Here is a 22,518-nt window from a genome sequence, read left to right as displayed (position 1 = left end):
ATGCCTTCCTTATTCCGCTTCAGAAGCAGTTTTGGCTTCAGATGCCGTCTGAACGTCAGCTTGAGGCGCGGCGGCTTGGTTTTCAGACGGCGCCCATTCTTTGGGCGTTACCTTTTTCGCACCCGTTATACCGGCGATACTGATGCCTTCCACAACCACCTTGTCCCCGTCCTTCAGACCCGACGTAACAATCCAATTCGTACCCTGCTGTTGCGCGACCGTTACCTCGCGGGGTTCCATACCGCCTTGGGCATTCACAATCATCACGGTATCTTTCGCACCGCGCGTTACCGCCTGCTGCGGCACGATGAATGCGTTATCCACCGCCACTTGGTCCATCAGCACGCGCACATACAGGCCGGGCATCAGGATATTCTGATCGTTCGGTACGGCGGCGCGCAGGGTAATCTGACCGGTCGATTCGTTGACGGTCGGATCGGCAAACAGCAGACGGCCTTTTTCAGGGTAAACTGTGCCGTCGTCAAATTTGATGCCGACCGCAATCACACCATCCGCCGCCAGCAGTTTGCCTTCGGCTATCTGACGGCGCAATTTCATCACTTCGGATGCAGACTGGGTAACGTTCACATACATCGGATTGGTTTGGCGGATGGTTGCCAGCACGGTCGTATCGCCCGCATTCAACAGCGTACCTTCGGAAACTTTGGACTGACCGATAAAGCCGGAAATCGGCGCGGTAATGCGCGAACGGTTCAGATTGATGCCGGCAGATTTGATCGCCGCCTGTGCTGCTTTGACACCTGCCTCGGCAGAACGTTTCGCCGTTACCGCAGCATCGTATTCCTGCCGGCTGACGGCTTCGGCGGCAACCAAAGGCTTGTATCGCGCCAAATCCGCATCCGCTTTGGCAAGCGTTGCCTGAGCCGTTGCCAGTTGCGCGCGCGCGCTTTCCAGACCTGCTTCATAAGTGGAACTGTCGATCTGATACAGCGGCTGTTCGGCACGGACATAACTGCCTTCTTGGAACAGGCGTTTTTGGATGATGCCGCCGACTTGGGCGCGGACATCGGCGGTACGCAGCGATTCCAAACGCCCCGGCAACTCGACGGTCAACGCGACGGTTTGCGGATGGACGGTTACAACACCGACGACGGGCGCCGGTGCTTCCCGACCAGCAGGCTGCCCGCCCTGCGCCGCGTCTCCGCCTTTACCGCAAGACGACAGTACCAATGCAACGGCGGCAGCCAACGCGGCCGCACGCATCGCCTTAAAAGCATAAAAAGCCATTATTTATCCTATCTGTCTGGTTTGATGTAAAGGGTTTTGCCAATCAACAGGCATTCTTATAGTGGATTAACAAAAACCAGTACAGCGTTGCCTCGCCTTAGCTCAAAGAGAACGATTCTCTAAGGTGCTGAAGCACCAAGTGAATCGGTTCCGTACTATTTGTACTGTCTGCGGCTTCGTCGCCTTGTCCTGATTTTTGTTAATCCACTATATTTCAGGATATAAAAACCGCCTGCTTTGATACCCGAATGTTCGAACGGGTTGCAAAGCAGGTTATGCCTGTTTTCAAAGTTGAGATGTAGTCTCAATTTCATGGGTTTCATTATACATACACGATTGCATGGTTACAAAGTCTTTTTTATAATCCGCCCTCATCAAACCGACCCGAAACGAAAACGCCATTATGAGAAAAACCAAAACCGAAGCCTTGAAAACCAAAGAACACCTGATGCTTGCCGCCTTGGAAACCTTTTACCGCAAAGGGATTGCGCGCACCTCGCTCAACGAAATCGCCCAAGCCGCCGGCGTAACGCGCGGCGCGCTCTATTGGCATTTCAAAAATAAGGAAGACTTGTTCGACGCGCTGTTCCAACGTATCTGCGACGACATCGAAAACTGCATCGCGCAAGATGCCGAAGATGCCGAAGGAGGGTCTTGGGCGGTATTCCGCCACACGCTGCTGCACTTTTTCGAGCGGCTGCAAAGCAACGACATCTACTACAAATTCCACAACATCCTGTTTTTAAAATGCGAACACACGGAGCAAAACGCCGCCGTTATCGCCATTGCCCGCAAGCATCAGGCAATCTGGCGCGAGAAAATTACCGCCGTTTTGACCGAAGCGGTGGAAAATCAGGATTTGGCTGACGATTTGGACAAGGAAACAGCGGTCATCTTCATCAAATCAACCTTGGACGGGCTGATTTGGCGGTGGTTCTCTTCCTGCGAACGTTTCGATTTGGGCAAAACCGCCCCGCGCATCATCGGGATAATGATGGACAACTTGGAAAACCATCCCGACCTGCGCCGGAAATAATCAAGCCTTGGTAACAATGCCGTCTGAAACGAACAAACCCTTTCAGACGGCATCAAAATGACACAAAGCCTTCTTCTAAAAATACATATTGAGACCTTTGCAATAACATAGGTTACTAAAATTTTATGCTCAATCTCATTTTCAAAATGCAAAACTTTTCTGATTTTTCCTACTTTTTGCTCAATATTAGGAAGGTTTTAGGCAATTGAAAATTTTTTGGCGCATTTTTATGCGTCAAATTTCGTTAACAGACTATTTTTGCAAAGGTCTCATATTCACTAAATTGCATTTTTAATTTCTTCTATCATTGCATGGACATTCTCTTGGTCAAAATGTCCGTTTTCTTCTGAATAAACTTCTAACAAATAATGTTCAATGAACGTTTTATCTGTCATCAACGATACATCTTTGGCAATGTCTTCATACGACTCAAAATCATCTTCATGCCATGGATCATATTTGTCCATAATTTTTTGAATTTCATTTTTCATATCATTTACCTTCCAATATTTATTTACAATTAATAACAATACCATTCAAAATGTAAACTGCATTTTTCTCCGGCATTTTTGCAAACAAAAACCGAAAATCCCGCCATTTCCGCGAAAGCGGGAAACCGCTTTGTTGAGTTCCAGTCATTCCTGATAAGGCTTTAACGTCAAGTTTTCGGATTACCGCCTTTATGAGAATAACGATGTGGGCATTTTCTGTTTTAATCTATTACGGTTATATACATATACGATTATTTTAGTTTGCTTACAAAACACTTCATGTTACATTCAAAAATTTAATGCACTCAATATATTTTTTTTAAGGAGAAGCAGATGAGTCAAACCGATACGCAACGGGACGGACGATTTTTACGCACAGTCGAATGGCTGGGCAATATGTTGCCGCACCCGGTTACGCTTTTTATTATTTTCATTGTGTTATTGCTGATTGCCTCTGCCGCCGGTGCGTATTTCGGACTATCCGTCCCCGATCCGCGCCCTGTTGGTGCGAAAGGACGTGCCGATGACGGTTTGATTCACGTTGTCAGCCTGCTCGATGCTGACGGTTTGATCAAAATCCTGACGCATACCGTTAAAAATTTCACCGGTTTCGCGCCGTTGGGAACGGTGTTGGTTTCTTTATTGGGCGTGGGGATTGCGGAAAAATCGGGCTTGATTTCCGCATTAATGCGCTTATTGCTCACAAAATCTCCACGCAAACTCACTACTTTTATGGTTGTTTTTACAGGGATTTTATCTAATACCGCTTCTGAATTGGGCTATGTCGTCCTAATCCCTTTGTCCGCCATCATCTTTCATTCCCTCGGCCGCCATCCGCTTGCCGGTCTGGCTGCGGCTTTCGCCGGCGTTTCGGGCGGTTATTCGGCCAATCTGTTCTTAGGCACAATCGATTCGCTCTTGGCAGGCATCACCCAACAGGCGGCGCAAATCATCCATCCCGACTACGTCGTAGGCCCTGAAGCCAACTGGTTTTTTATGGTAGCCAGTACGTTTGTGATTGCTTTGATTGGTTATTTTGTTACTGAAAAAATCGTCGAACCGCAATTGGGCCCTTATCAATCAGATTTGTCACAAGAAGAAAAAGACATTCGGCATTCCAATGAAATCACGCCTTTGGAATATAAAGGATTAATTTGGGCTGGCGTGGTGTTTGTTGCCTTATCCGCCCTATTGGCTTGGAGCATCGTCCCTGCCGACGGTATTTTGCGTCATCCTGAAACAGGATTGGTTTCCGGTTCGCCGTTTTTAAAATCGATTGTTGTTTTTATTTTCTTGTTGTTTGCGCTGCCGGGCATTGTTTATGGCCGGGTAACCCGAAGTTTGCGCGGCGAACAGGAAGTCGTTAATGCGATGGCCGAATCGATGAGTACTCTGGGGCTTTATTTGGTCATCATCTTTTTTGCCGCACAATTTGTCGCATTTTTTAATTGGACGAATATTGGGCAATATATTGCCGTTAAAGGGGCGACGTTCTTAAAAGAAGTCGGCTTGGGCGGCAGCGTGTTGTTTATCGGTTTTATTTTAATTTGTGCTTTTATCAATCTGATGATAGGCTCCGCCTCCGCGCAATGGGCGGTAACTGCGCCGATTTTCGTCCCTATGCTGATGTTGGCCGGCTACGCGCCCGAAGTCATTCAAGCCGCTTACCGCATCGGTGATTCCGTTACCAATATTATTACGCCGATGATGAGTTATTTCGGGCTGATTATGGCGACGGTGATCAAATACAAAAAAGATGCGGGCGTGGGTACGCTGATTTCTATGATGTTGCCGTATTCCGCTTTCTTCTTAATTGCATGGATTGCCTTATTCTGCATTTGGGTATTTGTTTTGGGCCTGCCCGTCGGTCCCGGCGCACCCACTTTGTATCCCGCACCTTAAACACGATAAACAAAATGCCGTCTGAAAACCTTTTTGCTGTTTTCAGACGGCATTTGCCTTTCCATCCCGTCAGGCTGCTCCGGCCCCTTCCCTTTTTTCCGCTGCGGCAAGCGTGTCGGCAAGCAGGCGGGCGAGGTTTTCAAACAGGGGTTGTTCGAGTGGGTTTTGGCTTGCGTTGCCGAACACGAGGGCGACTTCGGTATAGTCTTTCTGCCCTTTGCTGACTTTGTTGCCGTAATAGGCGGTTTGGGCTTTTTTCAGGGCGGCTTCCCAATCTTGTTTTTGGGCAAACGCTTCGGCAGCGGCAAGCGAGGTCTTGGCAAAAAACGGCAGCGGGCGGTTTTGCCCGATATTGAAAAACGCCATCCATTCCGACAATAGCTGCAATGCCCTGTCTTGCGCGATTTCCGCCAATATTTCGGTTTCTCCGGATTGGACGATAAAGGTTTGCCGCGTTTCGGCTTCAGACGGCATAACGGCGCAAAATATCAGGTGTTCCAGCAGAAAAGCGATACGTTGCGGCGCGTTGGGTTTGCCGTAGGCGTAAAACACTTGTCCGCAGCGGTACAGATTGCCCAAGCTGCCTTTCAGGATTTGCCCGTCCGACGGTATGGCATATGAAAGCGGTGGCAGTTTGGGGCTGTTTAAAACCGCCGTGTCGATTTGTTTGGCAGCAGTTTGGAAGTTCTGCTGCCAAAGTCTGCCCAACTCTCCCGACGGCAGGAGGCTTTCCGCCCCGATGCGGGCGGCGGTTTGGGCAAAATCCCGTCCTTCGCGCCGTGCTTCGATGTAGGTTTCGGCGATTTGATCGGCGTGTTGCGGCTCGAAGGGTTCGGCAGGCTCCCAGGCTTCGCCGATATGGGGTTCGCTCCACGCAAGCTGCTGCTGAAGCCATACTTTGACGGGGTTGCGCCAGAAACGGATAAATTCGTCCTGTCCGATTTCGGCAACAGGTTCGGCGTTTTCTACGGGTTGGTCGAAAAAGGGTTGCGGCGGTTCGGGCGTTTGTCCGAGCGCAGTGGCGTAGTCGGTACGCGTGCCGAATATGCCGTCTGAACGTCCGCCTTCTTGGAAATATCGGCGCGAGAAGGCTTGCAGCGGATGCTGTTCTATCAGGTTTTGTGCAAGTTGGCGGCTACCGATGCCCGCCATAGCGGCAACGGTATCGATGAGTTCACCCAACAGCGAAGACGGAGCAAGCTCTTCGTCTTTGCGGATGTCGCGCCCGATGTAGGACAGGTACAGGATTTCGCGCGCGCTGATGAGGGCTTCGAGGAAGAGGTAGCGGTCGTCATCGCGGCGGGCGCGGTCGCCTTTGGCGGGATGTTTGGCAATCAGGTCGAATACGGCGGCTTTGGTATTGCGGGGAAAATCTCCGTCGTTCAAACCCAACAGGCAGATGACTTTGAACGGCAGGCTCCGCATCGGCACCATACTGCAAAAGGTGATGCCGCCGCGTAAAAAGCCTGCCTCGCTTTCGCTGTCGAGGAAACGTCGGATATGGCGGATGACGGTTTGTTGCGGCAACTGTCCGGAAAATTGCGCCAATTCTGTTTCCGCCTGCCATTTGACCCATTCGTTTTCAAGGTTTTGGACTGACTTTTGGTCATCGGCTTCAGCTTGGAACAATGTTTCAAGCAAATCCCGGCAACGCGCCACCCATTCGCCGATCGTTGCGGGCTGCCGCCATATCCGTACAATATCCGACAGGGTTTCGAGGAGGGCGGCAAAACGTCCGAACAGGGCGGTTTGGTTCACGTCGGCATACCACGCGCTGACATCCTGCCACATCGGGTTGCCGCCTTCGGGCAGCATCCAGCCCAATATCATGCGTTCTACCGCCTGCTTCCAGGTGAACAGCTGATCCGTGCCGCCGCGCATTTCTCCGTCCAAACCCCAGCGGACGTTCAAATCGGCAACCATGTCGTGCAAAAGCGGCAAATCGTCCTCAGTCAGTCCGAAACGGCGCAACACGGGCGCGATTTCCAAAAGCGCGAGCACTTTGTCGACTTCAAATCGGCTTTCCAGCAAGTCGAACAGGCATGACAAAGCATGAAACAGCGGTTGTCGGCGGCTGATTTTCACGTCCGAAACGGAATACGGCAATGCCTGCGCGCCGGGCTGCGCCTGTCCGAACACGGCTTCGATAAAAGGCGTATAGGATTCGATGTTCGGGGTTAATACGGCGATATCATGCGGCTGCCAATCGGGATGTTCATGCAGAATTTTCAACAGCTTGTCTTTGAGTATCTGCAATTCGCGCAAGGGGCTGTGTGCGGAGACGATGCGTATCGAGCCGTCGCCCGTGTTGACGCTTCCCACATTTTCAGACGGCATTTTCAGGTTTTGAATATCGGTTTGCAGGGCGTGCAAAAGCGTATCGCGTCCGCCTTCTTCAAATACCGGCGTTTCGCCTTCTATTTCCATTTCGTTCAAAAAGTCGAAAAAGTCGCGCCCCTGCTTGCCCAATGAGGCGAGCAGCGGATGCCCTGCCTGAGTTAAATCGGGATCGCCGCCGCCTTTGAGGATTTGCGCCGCTTCGATGACGTTGCCCCAATACATCCCGCTCGGATTGAGTGCGAACACGAACACATCGCAATGTTCGGACAGCTTGTGCAAAAGCTGAAGATACATCGGCGCCATCGTGGAAATGCCGAACACGAAATAACGCTCGGGCAGCTTATCCTTGTCCAACGCGGCAAGCAGCTTTTCCCACAACGCGACACGGTGCGGCGCGCTCTGCCTGCCATCGTCGAGGTAACGCCACAGTTTGGACTGCCAGATTTCGTCGTCGCCCAAACCGAGCCGCCTGCCCTGCTGCCAAGCGTCTATCCACTGAGGACGGTACACGAGGTATTGGTCGAATATGTCCGCAAGCTGTCCCGCAAGCTGGTAATCTGCCGATTCGCCGCTGCCCAGATAGTCTTGCAGCACATTCCTCACATCTTCAAATTCTGCCGTATTCCGGAATGCTTCACTGCGGAACAAATCCAGCAGCCGCCAGCGCATGACTTCGGGTGCAAACGGGCTGAGTTCCGGAATACCGGGAATCAGTTTTTTCATCAGCTTCCACGTCAGGCCGGCGGGCAGGCTGAACGACAAATTCGCCGCCACGCCCAAATCGCGGGCGAGGCAGGTATTGAGATAGCGGCGCATCCCCTGACTCTGCACAATAATCTGTTCGGGCTGTAAAGCCGATTTCAGCGGTTTGACTTTTTGAATGCGGGCAAACAATGCCGCCAGCGTTTCAAGACGGTTGGATTGATACAGATAAAACATGATTTCAAACAGAAGCTGTGGTCAAGTATTCGGGATTATATAGCCTTTCCCCCGTCCGCCTTCAAACAAAATGCCGTCTGAACCTTTCAGACGGCATTTGGTCATTTAAACCATCTCCTCAAAACAGGAATCCGCGACAACAGCAGCGTATCCAACAGCCAAATCACGGCAATGGCAAGCAACGCGGTCGGGAAAAGCAATGCAATCAGCAGCAGCGGCACCGCCATTGCCCACCAGACGGGCAGCTTGATTTTTTGCGCCGGCGGAACCATGCCCACCGCGCCGGACGGACGGCGTTTCCACCACATCACGCAGCCGCTGATGCCGATAAAAATCACGGCAAGGCAGAACAAAACGTTCGCCAACACGCTCCACCAGCCCAAAGTCCCCATATGCAGCGCAATGCTTGCCGCCATAAATTTGCCGAACGGGTTGTAATCGTCAAAACGGATGTCGGCAAGAATCTTGCCGCTGTACTGGTCGATATGCACCGTGCGGTCAGCAAACGGGCTGATCATGTCGTAACTCATAGAATCCTGCGACAAAGTCCATACGCCGTCCTCGCCTTTGGGCAAATTCAGCTGATAACGCCCTTTGAAACCGATTTCCCGCGCAAAACGGTCGACGGTTTCCAATGTCATCGGCTCGTCAGGGTTAATACCGTCTTTGCCCACAGTCGTCCCTGAAACAGGCATAGGCGTAAGCTCCAAAACCCACGGCACTTCCTTAACCTTGCCGTCATTCAATACCTCGCCGTGGGTCGGCACGACTGAAACAGGGTTCGGTTCGACACCCCATTTGCCTGCCGGGAACTGACTCCAAGCCTGCACGAACTTGCCGCCCCAAATACCTGCCCAAGCAATACCCGACAGGCAGAACAACAGTAAAATCAACGACACCCAAGTTCCAAACGCGCCGTGCAGATTCCGCCACCAAGAACGCGCCCTGCCTTTTGGCGGCAGCAGCATCGCCTTGATGCCGCGCCGTTTCACCCACCAAAGGTACAAACCGCTGATTATCATGATAATCGTCAGCGATGCAGCCGTTTCCAAAAGATAATCACCTGTCGAACCGAGCATCATATCGCTGTGGATTTCATCCATCGCGTAATACCAACCCTGATTGCGCGGCATGGTACTGACCACTTTTGCCGTATAAGGATCGACCGCGACCATCGTTGCCTTACCCTCATTGTTGACACGGAACACGGCAACCATATCATCGGCACGCGGCGCAATATACTGAACGACGGACGAAGTTTCCGGATTAACGGCACTGCGTGCCGCTTCCGCCTGAACAGACAGAGGTTGTACCGTTGCCTGCGGCACAACATGAATCCGCTCGCCCTCCTTACCGGTAATATTGGCAAACAGCAGCATACCCAAACCCGTAACGGCAAGCAGGGTAAGAAAAGGCATAACCAGCAGACCGGCATAAAAATGCCACCGCCAAACGGTCAGATAACGCCGGTTATTCTGCTGACCGGCTTCAGTTTTGATTTGTGTATCCATTAATCGTCCTTTTGAAAATAGGGCTATCGTGATGATGCGCGATTATAAACAATAAAGACTAATTCTTTATGACTAAAGTCAAAATTCATTACAACAAATAGGCAGTCTGCGTTTAAAACCGGATGCCCGTTAAAACAAAAAATCCAGATTCAATACTGAATCTGGATTTTCATAACCGATAATATCGGAAACTCAGTCAAGTTAGAATTTGCCGCCTGACTGGTTGACCATATAGTCAACCGCAGCTTTAACCTCATCATCGCTCAAATCGCCGCGACCGCCTTTTGCGGGCATCGTATTGAAACCTTCGATCGCGTGTTTGTGCAACGTGTCCTTGCCTTTTTTGATGCGGTCGGCCCAATCGGCTTTGATGCCTACATGGGGAATACCCGGAATTGCATTGCCATGGCAGGCGGCACAAACGGTTTCATAAACCTATTTGCCGTCCGCTTTGGCAGCAGGTGCGGCTTTTTCCTCGGCTTTAGGTTCTGCTGCGGCAGGTTTGGCTTCGGACGCGGCTTGTACTGCTTCTGCAGGAGCAGAGGCTGCGGGTTCTGCCGCCGGTGCGGGAGTCGGTGCAGGCTCGGCTTTTTTCACCGGAGCTTTACCGTCTTTATCGGAAAGACCCCATACATAAGCAGTCATAATATGCAGTTTGTCTTTATCCAAGAAATGTCCCCAAGCGGGCATTTGGCTGCTGCGACCGTTGGTAATGGTTTCGATAATGGATTTTTGCGTACCGCCCCACAACCACACGTCATCAGTCAGGTTCGGACCCAAACCTTGGATACCTTGTCCCTTATCGCCGTGGCAAGTGAAACAGTTGGCAGGCGGACCGCTGAACAAGGCTTGTCCGCGCGCGGCACGTTCCTCATCATACTGACCTTCGGGTTTTGAAAGGGACATCACATAATGGGCAACGTCTTTCACGCCTTCTTCGCCCAAAGCAGGACCCCAGGCAGGCATAGTCGCAACACGGCCTTTTTCGATGGTCTCGTGGATTTTATCGGGATCACCGCCCCACAACCAATCGCTATCGGTCAGATTCGGAAAACCTTTAGAGCCTTTAGCATCAGAGCCGTGGCACTGGATACAATAAGTGTTAAACAGGTTTTGGGCGATTTGCTTGGCTTGAGGGTCTTTTGCCACTTTTTCAATCGGCATATCCGCAAACTTGGCATACAGTTTGCCGTATTGCTCATCGGCTTTTTTGACCTCTTTTTCATATTGGTTATGGCTGGTCCATTTCAGCAGACCTTTGTAGTCGCCGACACCCGGATACATAACCAGATAACCGATACCGAACAGCCACGTCAAAACACACAGCCAAAACCACCAGCGGGGCAGCGGATTGTCGTATTCGGCAATGCCGTCCCACTCATGACCCGTAGTTTGTACTTCTTCGCCCTTCTTCGGACGTTTGACAACATTTTGAGACAGCAGCAGCCAAGCCAAAGCGATAAAGCTCAGTAAGACAATAACTGCAATATATATATTCCAGAAATTACTGGTAAATTGGGATGTTGTGTTCATTGTTTTGCTCCGTTATCACAATATTAACGGTTTTCGCTTTTCTTATCTTGCGCATCTTGGTTTTCATCAAAAATGCTGTTTGCGGCATTATCGTAGTTTTTCTTATTCCGCCTGTTGAAGACGATATAGAGTACCAACAGGAAACAGATAAAGATCCATACCGTGAAGAGAGCACGAATACCGTTAATATCCATGATGTTACCTTACGTTTTTCAAAGCCAGACCCAATCCTTGCAGATAGGCGACTACAGCATCCAGCTCGGATTTGTTTGCCAAAGCCTCAGGCGCTTTCGCAATTTCCTCATCACTGTAAGGAGTACCTACTTTACGCAAAGCCTTCATGTTGGCAACGGTTGCATCGACATCGACTTTATTGCGTGCAAGCCACGGGAATGCCGGCATATTGGACTCAGGCACGACATCACGGGGATTCAGCAGGTGGATACGGTGCCATTCGTCGGAATAGCGACCGCCCACACGTGCCAAATCAGGACCGGTACGTTTGGAACCCCATTGGAACGGATGGTCGTAAACCGACTCTCCGGCAACAGAGTAATGACCGTAACGCTCGGTTTCCGCACGGAACGGACGAATCATTTGCGAGTGGCAGTTGTAACAGCCCTCACGGATGTAAATATCGCGTCCGGCAACCTGCAGGGCATTGTAAGGCTTCACGCCCGGCGCCGGCTGTGTTGCCGCCTTGGTAAAGGCCAAGGGCACAACTTCAATCAACAGACCGACACTGACTACAAGCAGCGTGAACACAATCAGAACGCCGATTTTTTCTTCAGCCAATTGTTGTAATTTCATTTTGGTAGCCTATCTTTCTTAGTATTTTAGTGGTGCTGTGTTTGGGAAACCGCAGGGATTTCGGCATCGACTGCTTTACCACCGATGGCTGTGCGGTACACGTTGTACGCCATAATGCACATACCACTCAGATACAATAAACCACCTGCAAAACGGATCACGTAGTAAGGCATGGTGCGTTTTACGGATTCGACAAACGAGTAGGTCAGCGTACCGTCATCGTTCAAAGAACTCCACATCAAACCCTGCATCACACCGGCAATCCACATGGCAGCGATATACAGAACCACGCCGATGGTCGCAATCCAAAAATGTGCTTCTACCAGCTTGGTGCTGTGCATCTGTTCTTTGCCGAACAGACGGGGAATCATGTAATAGACGGAACCGATGGTTACAAAGCCTACCCAGCCCAACGCACCCGCATGAACGTGCGCGACGGTCCAGTCCGTATAGTGGCTCAATGCATTGACCGTTTTAATCGACATCATCGGGCCTTCAAAGGTAGACATACCGTAGAAGGACAAGGATACAATCAGGAATTTAAGAATCGGGTCTGTACGCAGTTTGTCCCACGCGCCGGACAAGGTCATGATGCCGTTAATCATACCGCCCCAAGAGGGTGCGAACAGAATCAAAGACAGAACCATACCCAAAGATTGCGTCCAGTCAGGCAGCGCAGTGTAGTGAAGATGGTGCGGACCCGCCCACATATAGGTGAAAATCAACGCCCAGAAGTGAACGACGGACAGGCGGTAGGAGTAAACGGGGCGGGCTGCTTGTTTGGGTACGAAATAGTACATCATACCCAAGAAGCCGGCAGTCAGGAAGAAGCCCACGGCGTTATGCCCGTACCACCATTGAACCATAGCATCAATCGCACCGGAATAGACGGGGTATGACTTCATCAAACCGGCCGGGATGCTGATATTGTTGACGATGTGTAAAAGTGCGACCGCCAAAATAAAGCCGCCGTAGAACCAGTTGGCAACGTAAATATGTTTAATCTTACGTTTGGCAATCGTACCGAAGAATACGATGGCGTAAGCCACCCAAACCAAAGTAATCAGAATATCGATCGGCCATTCCAGTTCGGCATATTCCTTACCTTGGGTCCAACCCATAGGGAAGCTGACGACGGCGGCAACGATTACCGCCTGCCAGCCCCAAAAGGTAAATGCCGGCAGCCAACCGCCGAAAAGACGGGTATTACAAGTACGTTGGACAACGTAGTATGATGTGCCGATCAGGCCGCAACCGCCAAATGCGAAAATAACCGCATTGGTGTGCAGCGGACGCAGGCGGCCGAAGTGGAACCAAGGTCCGATATTAGACAAGTCGAGGGCAGGAGCAAAAAGCTGGGCGGCGACGATAACGCCGACCAACATACCCACAATCCCCCAAACTACAGTCATGATGGCGAACTGGCGCACCACTTTGTAGTTGTAAGTTTGTGTGTCCATGAGAGTCTCCATGAATTTATGGGAATAAAGATTTTTATCCTGCCGCTTCCGCAGCCTGTTTAAGGTGCAATCCGGGCAAGCGTAATTTTTTCTAAATTTAACATATCTGCCTTATTACGCCAAGCGGAATTACATTCGCGCCGCCGGCGAGCCCTTTGCTTAATCTGTTTTTTATTACATATAAATCATATTGTTATAATAAATTACAACCCGACCGCCATTGCTTTTGTTTCCAATTTTCCCTTTTTGTGGCACTTTATTGATGTAGGTTAAGCTGCATTTTAAAGGTATTTAATCCATCCCGTTTAACGATATATTTGATAGTTATGATTCATTATAAAATAACCCCGTCCCCTCTCGACCACGAGTGGCACATCCTGCTGACATTCACACAAGATGATGATCTTCCTATAGAAATAAGCCTGCCAAACTGGGTTCCGGGCAGCTATCTGATTCGGGATTTTTCCCGCCACATCACTTCTATCCATGCATCCTGTAACGGCACGTCCATGCCGCTCGAACAAATTGCAAAAAACCGCTGGCACGCTGCCGCCGTACGCGGCGAGTGGCAAATCCGCTACACCGTATATGCATTCGATTTGTCGGTTCGAGGTTCTTTCCTGACGACAGAACGCGGTTTTTTGACGGATCGTGCCTGTTTTTGAAAGTCGAAGGAACGGAAACGCTGCTGCACCGCTTGGAATTGACGGGTATTCCGTCCGAAAGGCGTATTGCCACAACGCTGCCGGAAACAGGGAGGTTTGTCTTTCAGGCGGCATCTTATGCCGAATTGATTGACCGACCTGTCGAGATGGGCTTGATTGAATTTTTAGATTTTGAGGCGGCAGGCATTCCGCACACAATTGCCTTAAGCGGCATATATCCTGATTTCGACCGCAACAGGCTGGTTTCGGATATCAAAAAAATCTGCGAAACAGAACTGACGGTGTTTTCCTCCCCTGCCCCGTTTCAAAAATATTTGTTCCTGCTCCACGTCGGCGACCATATTTACGGCGGTTTGGAACACACCGACAGCACCGCCCTGCTCGCCGACCGCCACAGCCTTCCGCCGTACGGTATGACCGATGCCGACGATACCTACACCACATTGCTCGGACTTTTCTCCCACGAATATTTTCACGCGTGGAACGTCAAATCCATCAAACCTGCCGCGTTCGTCCCTTATGACCTCGACAAAGAAAACTATACCGAACAACTATGGGCATTCGAAGGCATTACATCCTATTACGACGATTTGTTTTTGGCACGCAGCCGCACCATCTCGCCCGAATCTTATTTAAACCTGCTGGCACAAGGCATTACGCGCGTACAACAAACCCGCGGCCGTTTGAGGCAGACCTTGGCGGAATCGAGTTTTACCGCGTGGAACAAATTTTACAAACCTGATGAAAACAGCCCCAACGCCATCGTCAGCTACTACCAGAAAGGCGCGCTTGCCGCATTGTGCCTTGATCTGATAATACGCAACCGAAGCAACGGCAGACATTCTCTCGATACGGTAATGGACAAACTCTATCGGGAGTGGAGGGACACACACTCGGGTATTCCGGAAAAACACTGGCAAATCCGCTGTCAGGAAATTACCGGCTTGGATTTGGAAGATTTTTTCCAAAAAACGTTATACAGTACCGAAGATTTGCCGCTTGCCGAATGCCTGGCAACCGCAGGCGTGGGACTGACCTTCCTGCCGCTTCCCCGACAACACGGCGGCGGATACGCAGAACACATCTGCCCCGTCCCGTCGGCAGGCGATTTTGGCGCACGTTTCAAACAAAACACCGACCACATCGTCCTGACCCATGTCTTCAACGGCGGCAGCGCGGAATCTGCGGCACTGTGCCCGCAAGACAAAATCATTGCTTTAGACGGTTATGCCTGCACCGACTTTACCGCACAATGGGCCCGATACCACGTCAATGCAAAAATCAATATCCACTTCTTCCGTGCCGGCATATTGCGTCAAACCGTCTTGACGGTTCAGGCAGCGGCAGCGGATACTGCCATCCTACATATCACAGACCGAAACCTGTTGGACAACTGGTTGTTCGGTTAAACTTTCAGACGGCATTGCACACAAAATGCCGTCTGAAAAACAACCGCAAAGTAAAGGAAACAAAATGGCCATTCTGAAACTTGACGAACACCTCTATATTTCTCCGCAACTGACCAAAGCCGATGCGGAACAAATCGCGCAACTGGGCATCAAAACCGTCATCTGCAACCGCCCCGACCGCGAAGAAGAATCGCAACCCGACTTCGCCCAAATCAAACAGTGGCTGGAACAAGCAGGCGTTACTGGATTCCATCACCAACCCGTTACCGCACGCGACATCCAAAAACACGATGTCGAAACCTTCCGCCAACTCATCGGACAAGCCGAATCTCCCGTCCTTGCCTATTGCCGGACCGGTACGCGCTGCTCCCTCCTGTGGGGCTTCCGCCGGGCGGCAGAAGGTATGCCGGTTGACGAAATCATCCGCCGCGCCCAAGCGGCAGGCGTAAATTTGGAAAACTTCAGAGAGCGGCTGGACAACGCCCGCGTCTGATTACAAGCCGAAACGTTTAAACCACACCTTCAAGCGGCATTCCACCGCAACTTGAAAAAGAGGACGGCAAACCTTACTGCCGTCCTCTGTCCTTCTCCGTTTTTACAGTGGGAGACCTTTGCAAAAATAGTCTGTTAACGAAATTTGACGCATAAAAATGCGCCAAAAAATTTTCAATTGCCTAAAACCTTCCTAATATTGAGCAAAAAGTAGGAAAAATCAGAAAAGTTTTGCATTTTGAAAATGAGATTGAGCATAAAATTTTAGTAACCTATGTTATTGCAAAGGTCTCAGTGGGTATAGCGGATTAACAAAAACCAGTACGGCGTTGCCTCGCCTTAACTCAAAGAGAACGATTCTCTAAGGTGCTGAAGCACCAAGTGAATCGGTTCCGTACTATTTGTACTGTCTACGGCTTCGTTGCCTTGTCCTGATTTTTGTTAATCCACTATAAAAATTAGAAATGCACATTTTCATTATTCTCGCGCAGGCAGGACTCCAGACTTACCCATTTCAGTAATGTTTGAAAATAAAAGAAAAATCAGATGTTTGTATTCCCGCCTGCGCAGAAATGGAGACGGCGCTCTGTCGTCTCATTTTTGTTTTAATCAACTATATATAGCTGATTAAACATAAGAAATGCCGTCTGAAAGACTTTCAGACGGCATTCGTTCAAGCGTCGAACTTTATTGCGCCTTGGTTTCGGTTACAAAACCGATTTTGGTGATTCCTGCCTGACGGGCGGCTTCTAAAGCTTTGTTTACATAATCGTATTCCACCGCCTTGTCTGCCGCAATCGCCACAATCACGTTTTCATTCTGCTCCTTGGCGGCTTTCAGACGGCTTTCCACTTCCCCGATTTCCACTTTGCTTGCAGAATCCCCGCCGACATAATAGCCGCCGTTCGCATCAATCGTCAGGCGCAGGGGGTCTTTAGGCTGTTTGTCCTGCTTGTTTGTCTGCTCGGACGCGGTCGGCAGTTCCAAAGGGATGGAATGCGTCAGCACCGGCATAGTAATCATAAACACAATCAGCAACACCAGCATCACGTCCACCAACGGCGTAACGTTGATGTCGGACATCGGAGAATCGTCGCCGGAATTCATCGAACCAAATGCCATAATCAGCTATCCTTTTGATTAAGCAGGCGGACGTGCAAATCGTGCGCCATCGCATCCAAATCCTGGGTCAGTATTTTTGTGCCGCGATTGAGGAAGTTGTATGCCAACACCGCCGGAATCGCCACGAACAAACCCGCCGCCGTCGCCACCAGTGCCTCGCCAATCGGGCCGGCAACCGCCGCAATACTCATCTGCCCGCTTTGCCCGATATTGATCAGGGCGTGGTAAATCCCCCAAACCGTGCCGAACAACCCGATAAACGGCGCGGTCGCGCCGATGGAGGCAAGCGCGGTCATCCCGTAATCAAACCGGCGCATAATCTGCGCCATACTGTTGCGGATTTGAATGACCAAATACTCGTTCAACGGCAAAGCCTGCGCCAGTTCGGACGCTTCGTTTCGGCGGTAGTTGCGGTAAGACTGCAATGCCTCTTGCGCCAGTTTGGACAAAGGCGCATCGACGGCGCGCACTTTTTCGACCGCGTCGTTCAGCGACAAAGTATCGCGCATATGCCGTTTGACGGCGGCATTCCCTTTGCGCGCCCGATACAGCTTGATGCAGCGCAAGACAACCAAACACCACGTTACGATACTCATCAACAGCATCAACACAAACACACCGATCAGGACGGGATCGCCCGATTCAAACACTAATTTCAAATTCATAATGATTCCAACACTGAAAAAACCAATCAAACATCCAAGCTGCCGCAAACCGCTGCGGCAACCGCCTAATTCAATTCAAACTTGACGGGGACTTTAAACTCCGTCCAGGCATTGGCTTGAAAATGCCCGTTTTGCGCCGCCTTGCGTGCCGCATTGTCCAACCGAGAAAAACCACTGCTTTTCACGATTTTAACGGACTCGACATGACCGCCCGGAGAAACCAAAACGCTCAAAACAACCGTACCCTGCTCGTCATTCTCCATAGAAAGCGTGGGATAAGCCGGGCGCGGAATGCTGCCGTTGGCGCGTAAAGGATTGCCTTTGCTGCTGCCGGCTCCTTCCCCGTGTTCGCCTTTGACACCGCCGCTACCTTTACCGCTGCCTTCTCCGCGCCCCGTTCCGTCTCCTTTGGTACCGGTTCCCTTATCTTCCCCATTACCCTGCTCGCTGTCTGCTTTGGCAGAAGCATTGCTGGGATGTTCGGCAGGTTTTTCAGACGGCTTCTCGACCGGTTTTTCCGCCGGTTTCGGGACAGGCTTCGCTTCCGGCTTAGGCTCTGGTTTCGGTTTTTCTTCGGGTTTCGGCTTTTCTTCAGGTTTCGGCTCTTCCTTAGGCTGCTGAATATCCGCATCCGCCTTTTTCGTAACCACCGGCTTCAAAACCGGCTTGGGCGGCTCGACAGGTTTGGGCGGCTCAGGCTCAGGTTGCGGCTCAGGCGCAGCAGGCGCACCTGCGCCTTCGGGTGCACCGTCCCCTCCGCCAAAATCACCCAAATCGACAAATTCGATAACATTTCCTGACTCTATCACGGGCAGCTTGTGCGCCTGCCAGAGCAATGCCACCATTGCCAAATGCAGCAGTGCGACGGAAAACACGACTGCGGGGGTTAAAATTCGTTCTTTATCCATAATTCGGGCATAATAATAGCAACAATTCCTATTTGCAACCTATTTTTACAATTTTTGGTCATATGAATGTCTGTTCCGTTCACAGGCAAACCGTGTTTAAACGCTGTATTACAGCAAATCATCAGATAACGGGCCGGCAGAAAAAATGATTCTGTCTGATTTCTTATTCCAATAAAATCAGGTTAGATGATATATTGCCGCTTCTGTCTGTCAGCCGTTTCGGGCTGCACACCACATCTGTTCAAAGGAAAACCATGTTTCAAAATTTTGATTTGGGCGTGTTTCTGCTTGCCGTCCTGCCCGTGCTGCTCGCCATTACCGTCAGGGAGGTGGCGCGCGGCTATACGGCGCGCTACTGGGGAGACAACACTGCCGAACAATACGGCAGGCTGACACTGAACCCCCTGCCCCATATCGATTTGGTCGGCACAATCATCGTACCGCTGCTTACTTTGATGTTCACGCCCTTCCTGTTCGGCTGGGCGCGTCCGATTCCTATCGATTCGCGCAACTTCCGCAACCCGCGCCTTGCCTGGCGTTGCGTTGCCGCGTCCGGCCCGCTGTCGAATCTGGCGATGGCTGTTCTGTGGGGCGTGGTTTTGGTGCTGACTCCGTATGTCGGTGGGGCGTATCAGATGCCGTTGGCTCAAATGGCAAACTACGGTATTCTGATCAATGCGATTCTGTTCGCGCTCAACATCATCCCCATCCTGCCTTGGGACGGCGGCATTTTCATCGACACCTTCCTGTCGGCGAAATATTCGCAAGCGTTCCGCAAAATCGAACCTTATGGGACGTGGATTATCCTGCTGCTTATGCTGACCGGGGTTTTGGGTGCGTTTATTGCACCGATTGTGCGGCTGGTGATTGCGTTTGTGCAGATGTTCGTCTGACTGGCTTTCAGACGGCATAAACGCTCCAAAAAACGCGGCAGGACATATTGCCCTGCCGCGTTTTCCTGTAGTGTAATCTTATTTTTTTCATCATTATTAGAACCAGGTTGCATGATAATACCTTTCATTAACTGAAACACTGATTAAGAAACTCCAGTCTGTCTAATGATGAGGTTTTCACATCGCCAAAACTTGCCAATCAAATGCTGGATTTATTGCCGTCTGAGATTTGGTCAAATCCAAAGGCGACATTCTTAGACCCTGTGTGTAAATCAGGGGTATTTTTGCGTGAAATCGTCAAACGCTTGGATGAAGGCTTGACCAATCAAATACCAGATAAACAAACTCGCATTAACCACATTTTAAAAAATCAAGTTTTTGGAAGTACTGCCACGTATGTAGGTAGCTTTGACCGATATTTGCATAAAAACTCCTTTGCTGGTGAAAGGAATTATTTTGCCAATTTTAAAATATTTCTGGCACCAAATAGTACAATGACAAAGACAATCATGCCAATGATTAAATCAGGATAGCTAGAATGAGTCAATAACGTCAATGCTCCCGCCGCTATCACACCGATATTGATGATAATGTCATTGGATGTAAAAATCATGCTGGCTTTGATATGGATTTCTTTATTTTGATTTTTGCTCAGTAGATATAAGCACAGCCAGTTTGCAATCAATGCCAAAAATGCCGTGCCAATCATCAGTTGATAATTGGGCAGCTGCTCAGCACCGATAAAACGCCTAATCACTTCTATCACCCCAAATAACGCCAATATTATCTGCGTTATCCCCGCCAAAAATGCCACACGTTTTTTATACGCCAGCGTCATACCAATGGCTGATAGCGCCAATATATAGACAAAGCTGTCCGCCAGCATATCTAGACTATCAGCAATCAGCCCCATAGAATTAGCAAAAATACCAACCGAACACTCTATGATAAAAAACACAAAGTTAATCATGAGCACTTGATATAATAATCTTTTTTCTAAGTGCTCATCAGGCTTGTTAAACACTATCTTATCAACAATCACTTCGGTGGAAATGATATGACTATCAAAATTAAGCGGTTCAAGTACTTGTAAAATCGTTGTATCTTGATTATCGTGATAGACGGTTAAGCACCGCCCAGCAATATCAAACTGTAATTCATAAATATCAGACACATCTTTTAAACGCATGCGAATGAGCTGTTCTTCGGACGGGCAGTCCATTTTGGTAATGTTAAAAATGGTCTTTTTCATCTATTTAGTTCCTTGTTTTGATCAGGTTGGCTCAAATAAATCTGTGTTTATATTGCTGCTTGGTAATTTTTGGATGGTTTGAGTAAATTGATTAGGTTAAAATTTACCTTTGGAAGTACCGCCACGCATAATAGTTTAGATATGTTTATAATCTCTGGATAAAAAAACGTAATAAGTGCTTACTGGATAACAAAGTCCAAACCAATAGCAGATAAAATAAGGCATCCACCCCCTTTCTTCATTAAGGATAAGAGATATCGAGAAACAAATCATAACTAAACAGAAAAAATTTTGGAGATAAAGCCATTTCATTCCCCTATTCAAGAATCTGGCCAAGATAGGTATTTTGTATACTCTAGAAAAGAAAGGCATTTCCAAGGGAAACATATCAGATAAAAACTTTTGTTTATTTTTTACTATAGATAGAACCCTATTTCTCAAGATAAATCCAAATGCAATGCCAATTATCATTATTAATAAACAAAGGATAGTATAACTATGGATAACCTTCATTAAACAAAAAGAAGAAATGGCAGATAAATTACATACGATATATTGGAATATAAAATATTTACGGTCTAAACCTTGTTCAGTTGCAATTTTTTTAAAATTGCCTTGCATAAAAAAATCAAAGGCGTCCATTAAACTATCTTTCACATTAGAAATTTAAAAGCTAAATAATACGACAAACAATGTGAAGTACTATTCATGGTTTATTTAAAAAATAATACTATTCTGAACATTATTTAGATACAGAAATTAACAAATTAGAACTAAACAAGCTTTTAAATACTTTAATTTTATTGGAAAGCTATAAAAGGAACTATAACTTTACACACTAGTCACTTCTTTTTAAGAGGCAAAAGGGATTGGGAAGGTCGTCTTGGAGATAAGCACTGGTATTTCGGCCAATGATAAATAGAGTTTACCTCAAATAGGGTAGAACCTCCTTCATCTGTCAGTTAATAACAGCCACTTTTACAATGCCCTGTCAAAATAAAGCGGCACGCCCGATTTTTCACTCATCGTCATCAAATAACCCATCACCTTTTGGGGCCATTCGATGCCGCGCACCACGGTCAGATTCCTCAAAACGGGGAAAACCAAAATATCCTCCATACCGATTCCGCCGTTGATGCCGTCTGAAGCACCGTCCATCAAATTTTCCAACTCTTGCAAATCTGCGTTTATCCGTTCGAGGTATTGGGCGGTTTTATTCAAATTGGCGGAAAAGCTGCCGATGCTTTTCTCTTTTTTGTCTGTAAAATATTTCACCGCTTCCGGCGTTGCAAATTCAGGCAGCCCGATTTTGATCACGCGCGGCTGCACCAGTTTGTCGTTGTATCCGCCCACCTTGTCCAGCCACGCCCGTATCTCGGGGCGGACTTCGTCTTTCAGACGGTCTTCGCGGTCGAAATGCCGCACAATGTCCAAACTCTCGCCCATAAACGAACCGTCTTCTTTTTGCAGGACGGGCACTTGTTTCGCACCGATCATACCGATCGGCGTTGCCTCGTCGTCGTTTGCCAACACGGCTTCTTCAACGTCCGCGCCAAACAGCCCGGCAGCCATCCGCGCACGCACGCAAAACGGGCAATGGTCGTAAATATACAGTTTCATCAAAATATTCCTCGTCAACCTGTCGGTACCGGCTACCTTAACACCCGGCGCCGCCCGAAACAAGTTTATAGTGGATTAAATTTAAATCAGGACAAGGCGACGAAGCCGCAGACAGTACAGATAGTACGGCAAGGCGAGGCAACGCCGTACTGGTTTAAATTTAATCCACTATATCTTCCCGCCTATGCACCGTAAATAAATAAGCTGTTACAATAAACTCGT

19 protein-coding genes and 3 pseudogenes are annotated in these 22,518 nt (G+C 49.2%); 7 read left to right on the top strand and 15 right to left on the bottom strand.

All coding sequences use genetic code 11. The features are described 5' to 3' along the window. Positions 1 to 9 precede the first annotated feature (9 nt). Both mtrC and IUJ45_RS08905 read right to left on the bottom strand, forming a co-directional pair. Positions 10 to 1,248 carry a multidrug efflux RND transporter periplasmic adaptor subunit MtrC gene (mtrC, locus tag IUJ45_RS08910; protein ID WP_002237304.1) on the bottom strand — a complete coding sequence of 413 codons (1,239 nt, stop codon included), beginning with the start codon at positions 1,246 to 1,248 and terminating at the stop codon, positions 10 to 12. A gap of 155 nt (positions 1,249 to 1,403) precedes the next feature. Further along, positions 1,404 to 1,562 carry a hypothetical protein gene (locus tag IUJ45_RS08905; protein WP_162051245.1) on the bottom strand — a complete coding sequence of 53 codons (159 nt, stop codon included), beginning with the start codon at positions 1,560 to 1,562 and terminating at the stop codon, positions 1,404 to 1,406. 89 nt (positions 1,563 to 1,651) lie between these two features. Here IUJ45_RS08905 and mtrR point away from each other — a divergent pair, with 89 nt between their 5' ends. Further along, positions 1,652 to 2,284, top strand: coding sequence for a multidrug efflux system transcriptional repressor MtrR (mtrR, locus tag IUJ45_RS08900; protein ID WP_002216625.1), 633 nt, complete (start codon positions 1,652 to 1,654; stop codon positions 2,282 to 2,284). Between the two features lie 278 nt (positions 2,285 to 2,562). On the opposite strand, the gene IUJ45_RS08895 is transcribed toward mtrR, so the two are convergent. Then, positions 2,563 to 2,775 (bottom strand): hypothetical protein, encoded by a 213-nt coding sequence (locus tag IUJ45_RS08895; RefSeq protein ID WP_002236739.1) that lies wholly within the window; start codon positions 2,773 to 2,775, stop codon positions 2,563 to 2,565. Between the two features lie 333 nt (positions 2,776 to 3,108). Between IUJ45_RS08895 and mtrF the strand changes: the two genes are divergently transcribed. Further along, a complete protein-coding gene (gene mtrF, locus IUJ45_RS08890; RefSeq protein WP_082308688.1) occupies positions 3,109 to 4,677 on the top strand; it encodes an AbgT family antimetabolite efflux transporter MtrF in 1,569 nt (522 codons plus the stop codon). A 69-nt stretch (positions 4,678 to 4,746) separates the two neighbouring features. On the opposite strand, the gene recC is transcribed toward mtrF, so the two are convergent. From recC to ccoN, 6 genes and pseudogenes are all read right to left on the bottom strand, one after another. Continuing rightward, the gene (recC, locus tag IUJ45_RS08885) at positions 4,747 to 7,956 is read right to left on the bottom strand and encodes an exodeoxyribonuclease V subunit gamma (protein WP_002249441.1); all 3,210 of its coding nucleotides are present in this window, start codon (positions 7,954 to 7,956) and stop codon (positions 4,747 to 4,749) included. Between the two features lie 101 nt (positions 7,957 to 8,057). Beyond that, on the bottom strand, positions 8,058 to 9,467 hold the full coding sequence (locus IUJ45_RS08880; RefSeq protein WP_002247044.1) for a PepSY-associated TM helix domain-containing protein: 1,410 nt from the start codon (positions 9,465 to 9,467) through the stop codon (positions 8,058 to 8,060). A gap of 201 nt (positions 9,468 to 9,668) precedes the next feature. Next, a pseudogene (gene ccoP / locus IUJ45_RS11250) lies at positions 9,669 to 11,000 on the bottom strand (cytochrome-c oxidase, cbb3-type subunit III). A gap of 23 nt (positions 11,001 to 11,023) precedes the next feature. After that, complete coding sequence (locus IUJ45_RS08865; RefSeq protein ID WP_002212597.1) at positions 11,024 to 11,194, bottom strand: CcoQ/FixQ family Cbb3-type cytochrome c oxidase assembly chaperone; 171 nt, start codon at positions 11,192 to 11,194, stop codon at positions 11,024 to 11,026. 4 nt (positions 11,195 to 11,198) lie between these two features. Continuing rightward, positions 11,199 to 11,810, bottom strand: coding sequence for a cytochrome-c oxidase, cbb3-type subunit II (gene ccoO, locus IUJ45_RS08860; protein ID WP_002212596.1), 612 nt, complete (start codon positions 11,808 to 11,810; stop codon positions 11,199 to 11,201). 26 nt (positions 11,811 to 11,836) lie between these two features. Further along, positions 11,837 to 13,270: a cytochrome-c oxidase, cbb3-type subunit I gene (ccoN, locus tag IUJ45_RS08855; RefSeq protein WP_002216619.1), complete on the bottom strand. Its 1,434-nt coding sequence runs from the start codon at positions 13,268 to 13,270 to the stop codon at positions 11,837 to 11,839. A gap of 326 nt (positions 13,271 to 13,596) precedes the next feature. On the opposite strand from ccoN, the pseudogene IUJ45_RS11245 reads away from it, so the two are divergent. The 3 genes and pseudogenes from IUJ45_RS11245 to IUJ45_RS08845 form a co-directional block, all read left to right on the top strand. Continuing rightward, a pseudogene (locus IUJ45_RS11245) lies at positions 13,597 to 14,027 on the top strand (M61 family metallopeptidase); the annotation flags it as partial. Positions 14,028 to 14,081: 54 nt separating this feature from the next. Then, positions 14,082 to 15,344, top strand: a complete 1,263-nt coding sequence (locus IUJ45_RS08850) for a M61 family metallopeptidase (protein ID WP_415752981.1) — start codon at positions 14,082 to 14,084, stop codon at positions 15,342 to 15,344. Between the two features lie 64 nt (positions 15,345 to 15,408). Next, positions 15,409 to 15,837, top strand: coding sequence for a TIGR01244 family sulfur transferase (locus tag IUJ45_RS08845; RefSeq protein WP_002216615.1), 429 nt, complete (start codon positions 15,409 to 15,411; stop codon positions 15,835 to 15,837). Positions 15,838 to 16,523: 686 nt separating this feature from the next. Here the strand turns inward: IUJ45_RS08845 and IUJ45_RS08840 are convergent. The 3 genes from IUJ45_RS08840 to IUJ45_RS08830 all read right to left on the bottom strand — a co-directional run bounded on the left by IUJ45_RS08840 (position 16,524) and on the right by IUJ45_RS08830 (position 18,531). After that, on the bottom strand, positions 16,524 to 16,958 hold the full coding sequence (locus IUJ45_RS08840; protein ID WP_002212592.1) for an ExbD/TolR family protein: 435 nt from the start codon (positions 16,956 to 16,958) through the stop codon (positions 16,524 to 16,526). Positions 16,959 to 16,960: 2 nt separating this feature from the next. Continuing rightward, positions 16,961 to 17,623 carry a TonB-system energizer ExbB gene (gene exbB / locus IUJ45_RS08835; RefSeq protein ID WP_002216612.1) on the bottom strand — a complete coding sequence of 221 codons (663 nt, stop codon included), beginning with the start codon at positions 17,621 to 17,623 and terminating at the stop codon, positions 16,961 to 16,963. A gap of 65 nt (positions 17,624 to 17,688) precedes the next feature. Continuing rightward, positions 17,689 to 18,531 (bottom strand): energy transducer TonB, encoded by an 843-nt coding sequence (locus IUJ45_RS08830; protein WP_002230816.1) that lies wholly within the window; start codon positions 18,529 to 18,531, stop codon positions 17,689 to 17,691. Between the two features lie 254 nt (positions 18,532 to 18,785). Between IUJ45_RS08830 and IUJ45_RS08825 the strand changes: the two genes are divergently transcribed. Continuing rightward, entirely contained in the window at positions 18,786 to 19,424 is a 639-nt protein-coding gene (locus IUJ45_RS08825; protein ID WP_002216609.1) for a site-2 protease family protein, read from the top strand. 451 nt (positions 19,425 to 19,875) lie between these two features. Here IUJ45_RS08825 and IUJ45_RS08820 read toward each other — a convergent pair whose 3' ends face one another. The 3 genes from IUJ45_RS08820 to IUJ45_RS08810 form a co-directional block, all read right to left on the bottom strand. Next, positions 19,876 to 20,676 carry a cation efflux transmembrane domain-containing protein gene (locus IUJ45_RS08820; RefSeq protein WP_002212588.1) on the bottom strand — a complete coding sequence of 267 codons (801 nt, stop codon included), beginning with the start codon at positions 20,674 to 20,676 and terminating at the stop codon, positions 19,876 to 19,878. A gap of 135 nt (positions 20,677 to 20,811) precedes the next feature. Beyond that, entirely contained in the window at positions 20,812 to 21,318 is a 507-nt protein-coding gene (locus tag IUJ45_RS08815; RefSeq protein WP_082308686.1) for a hypothetical protein, read from the bottom strand. A gap of 336 nt (positions 21,319 to 21,654) precedes the next feature. Further along, positions 21,655 to 22,296 carry a GrxB family glutaredoxin gene (locus IUJ45_RS08810; protein WP_002216608.1) on the bottom strand — a complete coding sequence of 214 codons (642 nt, stop codon included), beginning with the start codon at positions 22,294 to 22,296 and terminating at the stop codon, positions 21,655 to 21,657. Positions 22,297 to 22,353: 57 nt separating this feature from the next. Between IUJ45_RS08810 and IUJ45_RS08805 the strand changes: the two are divergent. Beyond that, positions 22,354 to 22,473, top strand: a pseudogene (locus IUJ45_RS08805) (IS5/IS1182 family transposase); the annotation flags it as partial. Positions 22,474 to 22,518: the final 45 nt, after the last annotated feature.

Origin of the sequence: Neisseria meningitidis, assembly GCF_022869645.1 — a bacterium.
GTDB classification, from domain to species: Bacteria; Pseudomonadota; Gammaproteobacteria; order Burkholderiales; family Neisseriaceae; genus Neisseria; species Neisseria meningitidis.
Note: the sequence above shows the minus strand (reverse complement) of the source record. Positions and strands in the feature narration are given on the sequence as shown.

Excerpts from the sequence above, each read along its gene's own strand:
- mtrC (WP_002237304.1), bottom strand. The coding sequence starts at position 1,248 with ATGGCTTTTTATGCTTTTAAGGCGATGCGTGCGGCCGCGTTGGCTGCC.
- IUJ45_RS08905 (WP_162051245.1), bottom strand. The coding sequence starts at position 1,562 with ATGAAATTGAGACTACATCTCAACTTTGAAAACAGGCATAACCTGCTT.
- mtrR (WP_002216625.1), top strand. The coding sequence starts at position 1,652 with ATGAGAAAAACCAAAACCGAAGCCTTGAAAACCAAAGAACACCTGATG.
- IUJ45_RS08895 (WP_002236739.1), bottom strand. The coding sequence starts at position 2,775 with ATGAAAAATGAAATTCAAAAAATTATGGACAAATATGATCCATGGCAT.
- mtrF (WP_082308688.1), top strand. The coding sequence starts at position 3,109 with ATGAGTCAAACCGATACGCAACGGGACGGACGATTTTTACGCACAGTC.
- recC (WP_002249441.1), bottom strand. The coding sequence starts at position 7,956 with ATGTTTTATCTGTATCAATCCAACCGTCTTGAAACGCTGGCGGCATTG.
- IUJ45_RS08880 (WP_002247044.1), bottom strand. The coding sequence starts at position 9,467 with ATGGATACACAAATCAAAACTGAAGCCGGTCAGCAGAATAACCGGCGT.
- IUJ45_RS08865 (WP_002212597.1), bottom strand. The coding sequence starts at position 11,194 with ATGGATATTAACGGTATTCGTGCTCTCTTCACGGTATGGATCTTTATC.
- ccoO (WP_002212596.1), bottom strand. The coding sequence starts at position 11,810 with ATGAAATTACAACAATTGGCTGAAGAAAAAATCGGCGTTCTGATTGTG.
- ccoN (WP_002216619.1), bottom strand. The coding sequence starts at position 13,270 with ATGGACACACAAACTTACAACTACAAAGTGGTGCGCCAGTTCGCCATC.
- IUJ45_RS08850 (WP_415752981.1), top strand. The coding sequence starts at position 14,082 with ATGGGCTTGATTGAATTTTTAGATTTTGAGGCGGCAGGCATTCCGCAC.
- IUJ45_RS08845 (WP_002216615.1), top strand. The coding sequence starts at position 15,409 with ATGGCCATTCTGAAACTTGACGAACACCTCTATATTTCTCCGCAACTG.
- IUJ45_RS08840 (WP_002212592.1), bottom strand. The coding sequence starts at position 16,958 with ATGGCATTTGGTTCGATGAATTCCGGCGACGATTCTCCGATGTCCGAC.
- exbB (WP_002216612.1), bottom strand. The coding sequence starts at position 17,623 with ATGAATTTGAAATTAGTGTTTGAATCGGGCGATCCCGTCCTGATCGGT.
- IUJ45_RS08830 (WP_002230816.1), bottom strand. The coding sequence starts at position 18,531 with ATGGATAAAGAACGAATTTTAACCCCCGCAGTCGTGTTTTCCGTCGCA.
- IUJ45_RS08825 (WP_002216609.1), top strand. The coding sequence starts at position 18,786 with ATGTTTCAAAATTTTGATTTGGGCGTGTTTCTGCTTGCCGTCCTGCCC.
- IUJ45_RS08820 (WP_002212588.1), bottom strand. The coding sequence starts at position 20,676 with ATGAAAAAGACCATTTTTAACATTACCAAAATGGACTGCCCGTCCGAA.
- IUJ45_RS08815 (WP_082308686.1), bottom strand. The coding sequence starts at position 21,318 with ATGGACGCCTTTGATTTTTTTATGCAAGGCAATTTTAAAAAAATTGCA.
- IUJ45_RS08810 (WP_002216608.1), bottom strand. The coding sequence starts at position 22,296 with ATGAAACTGTATATTTACGACCATTGCCCGTTTTGCGTGCGTGCGCGG.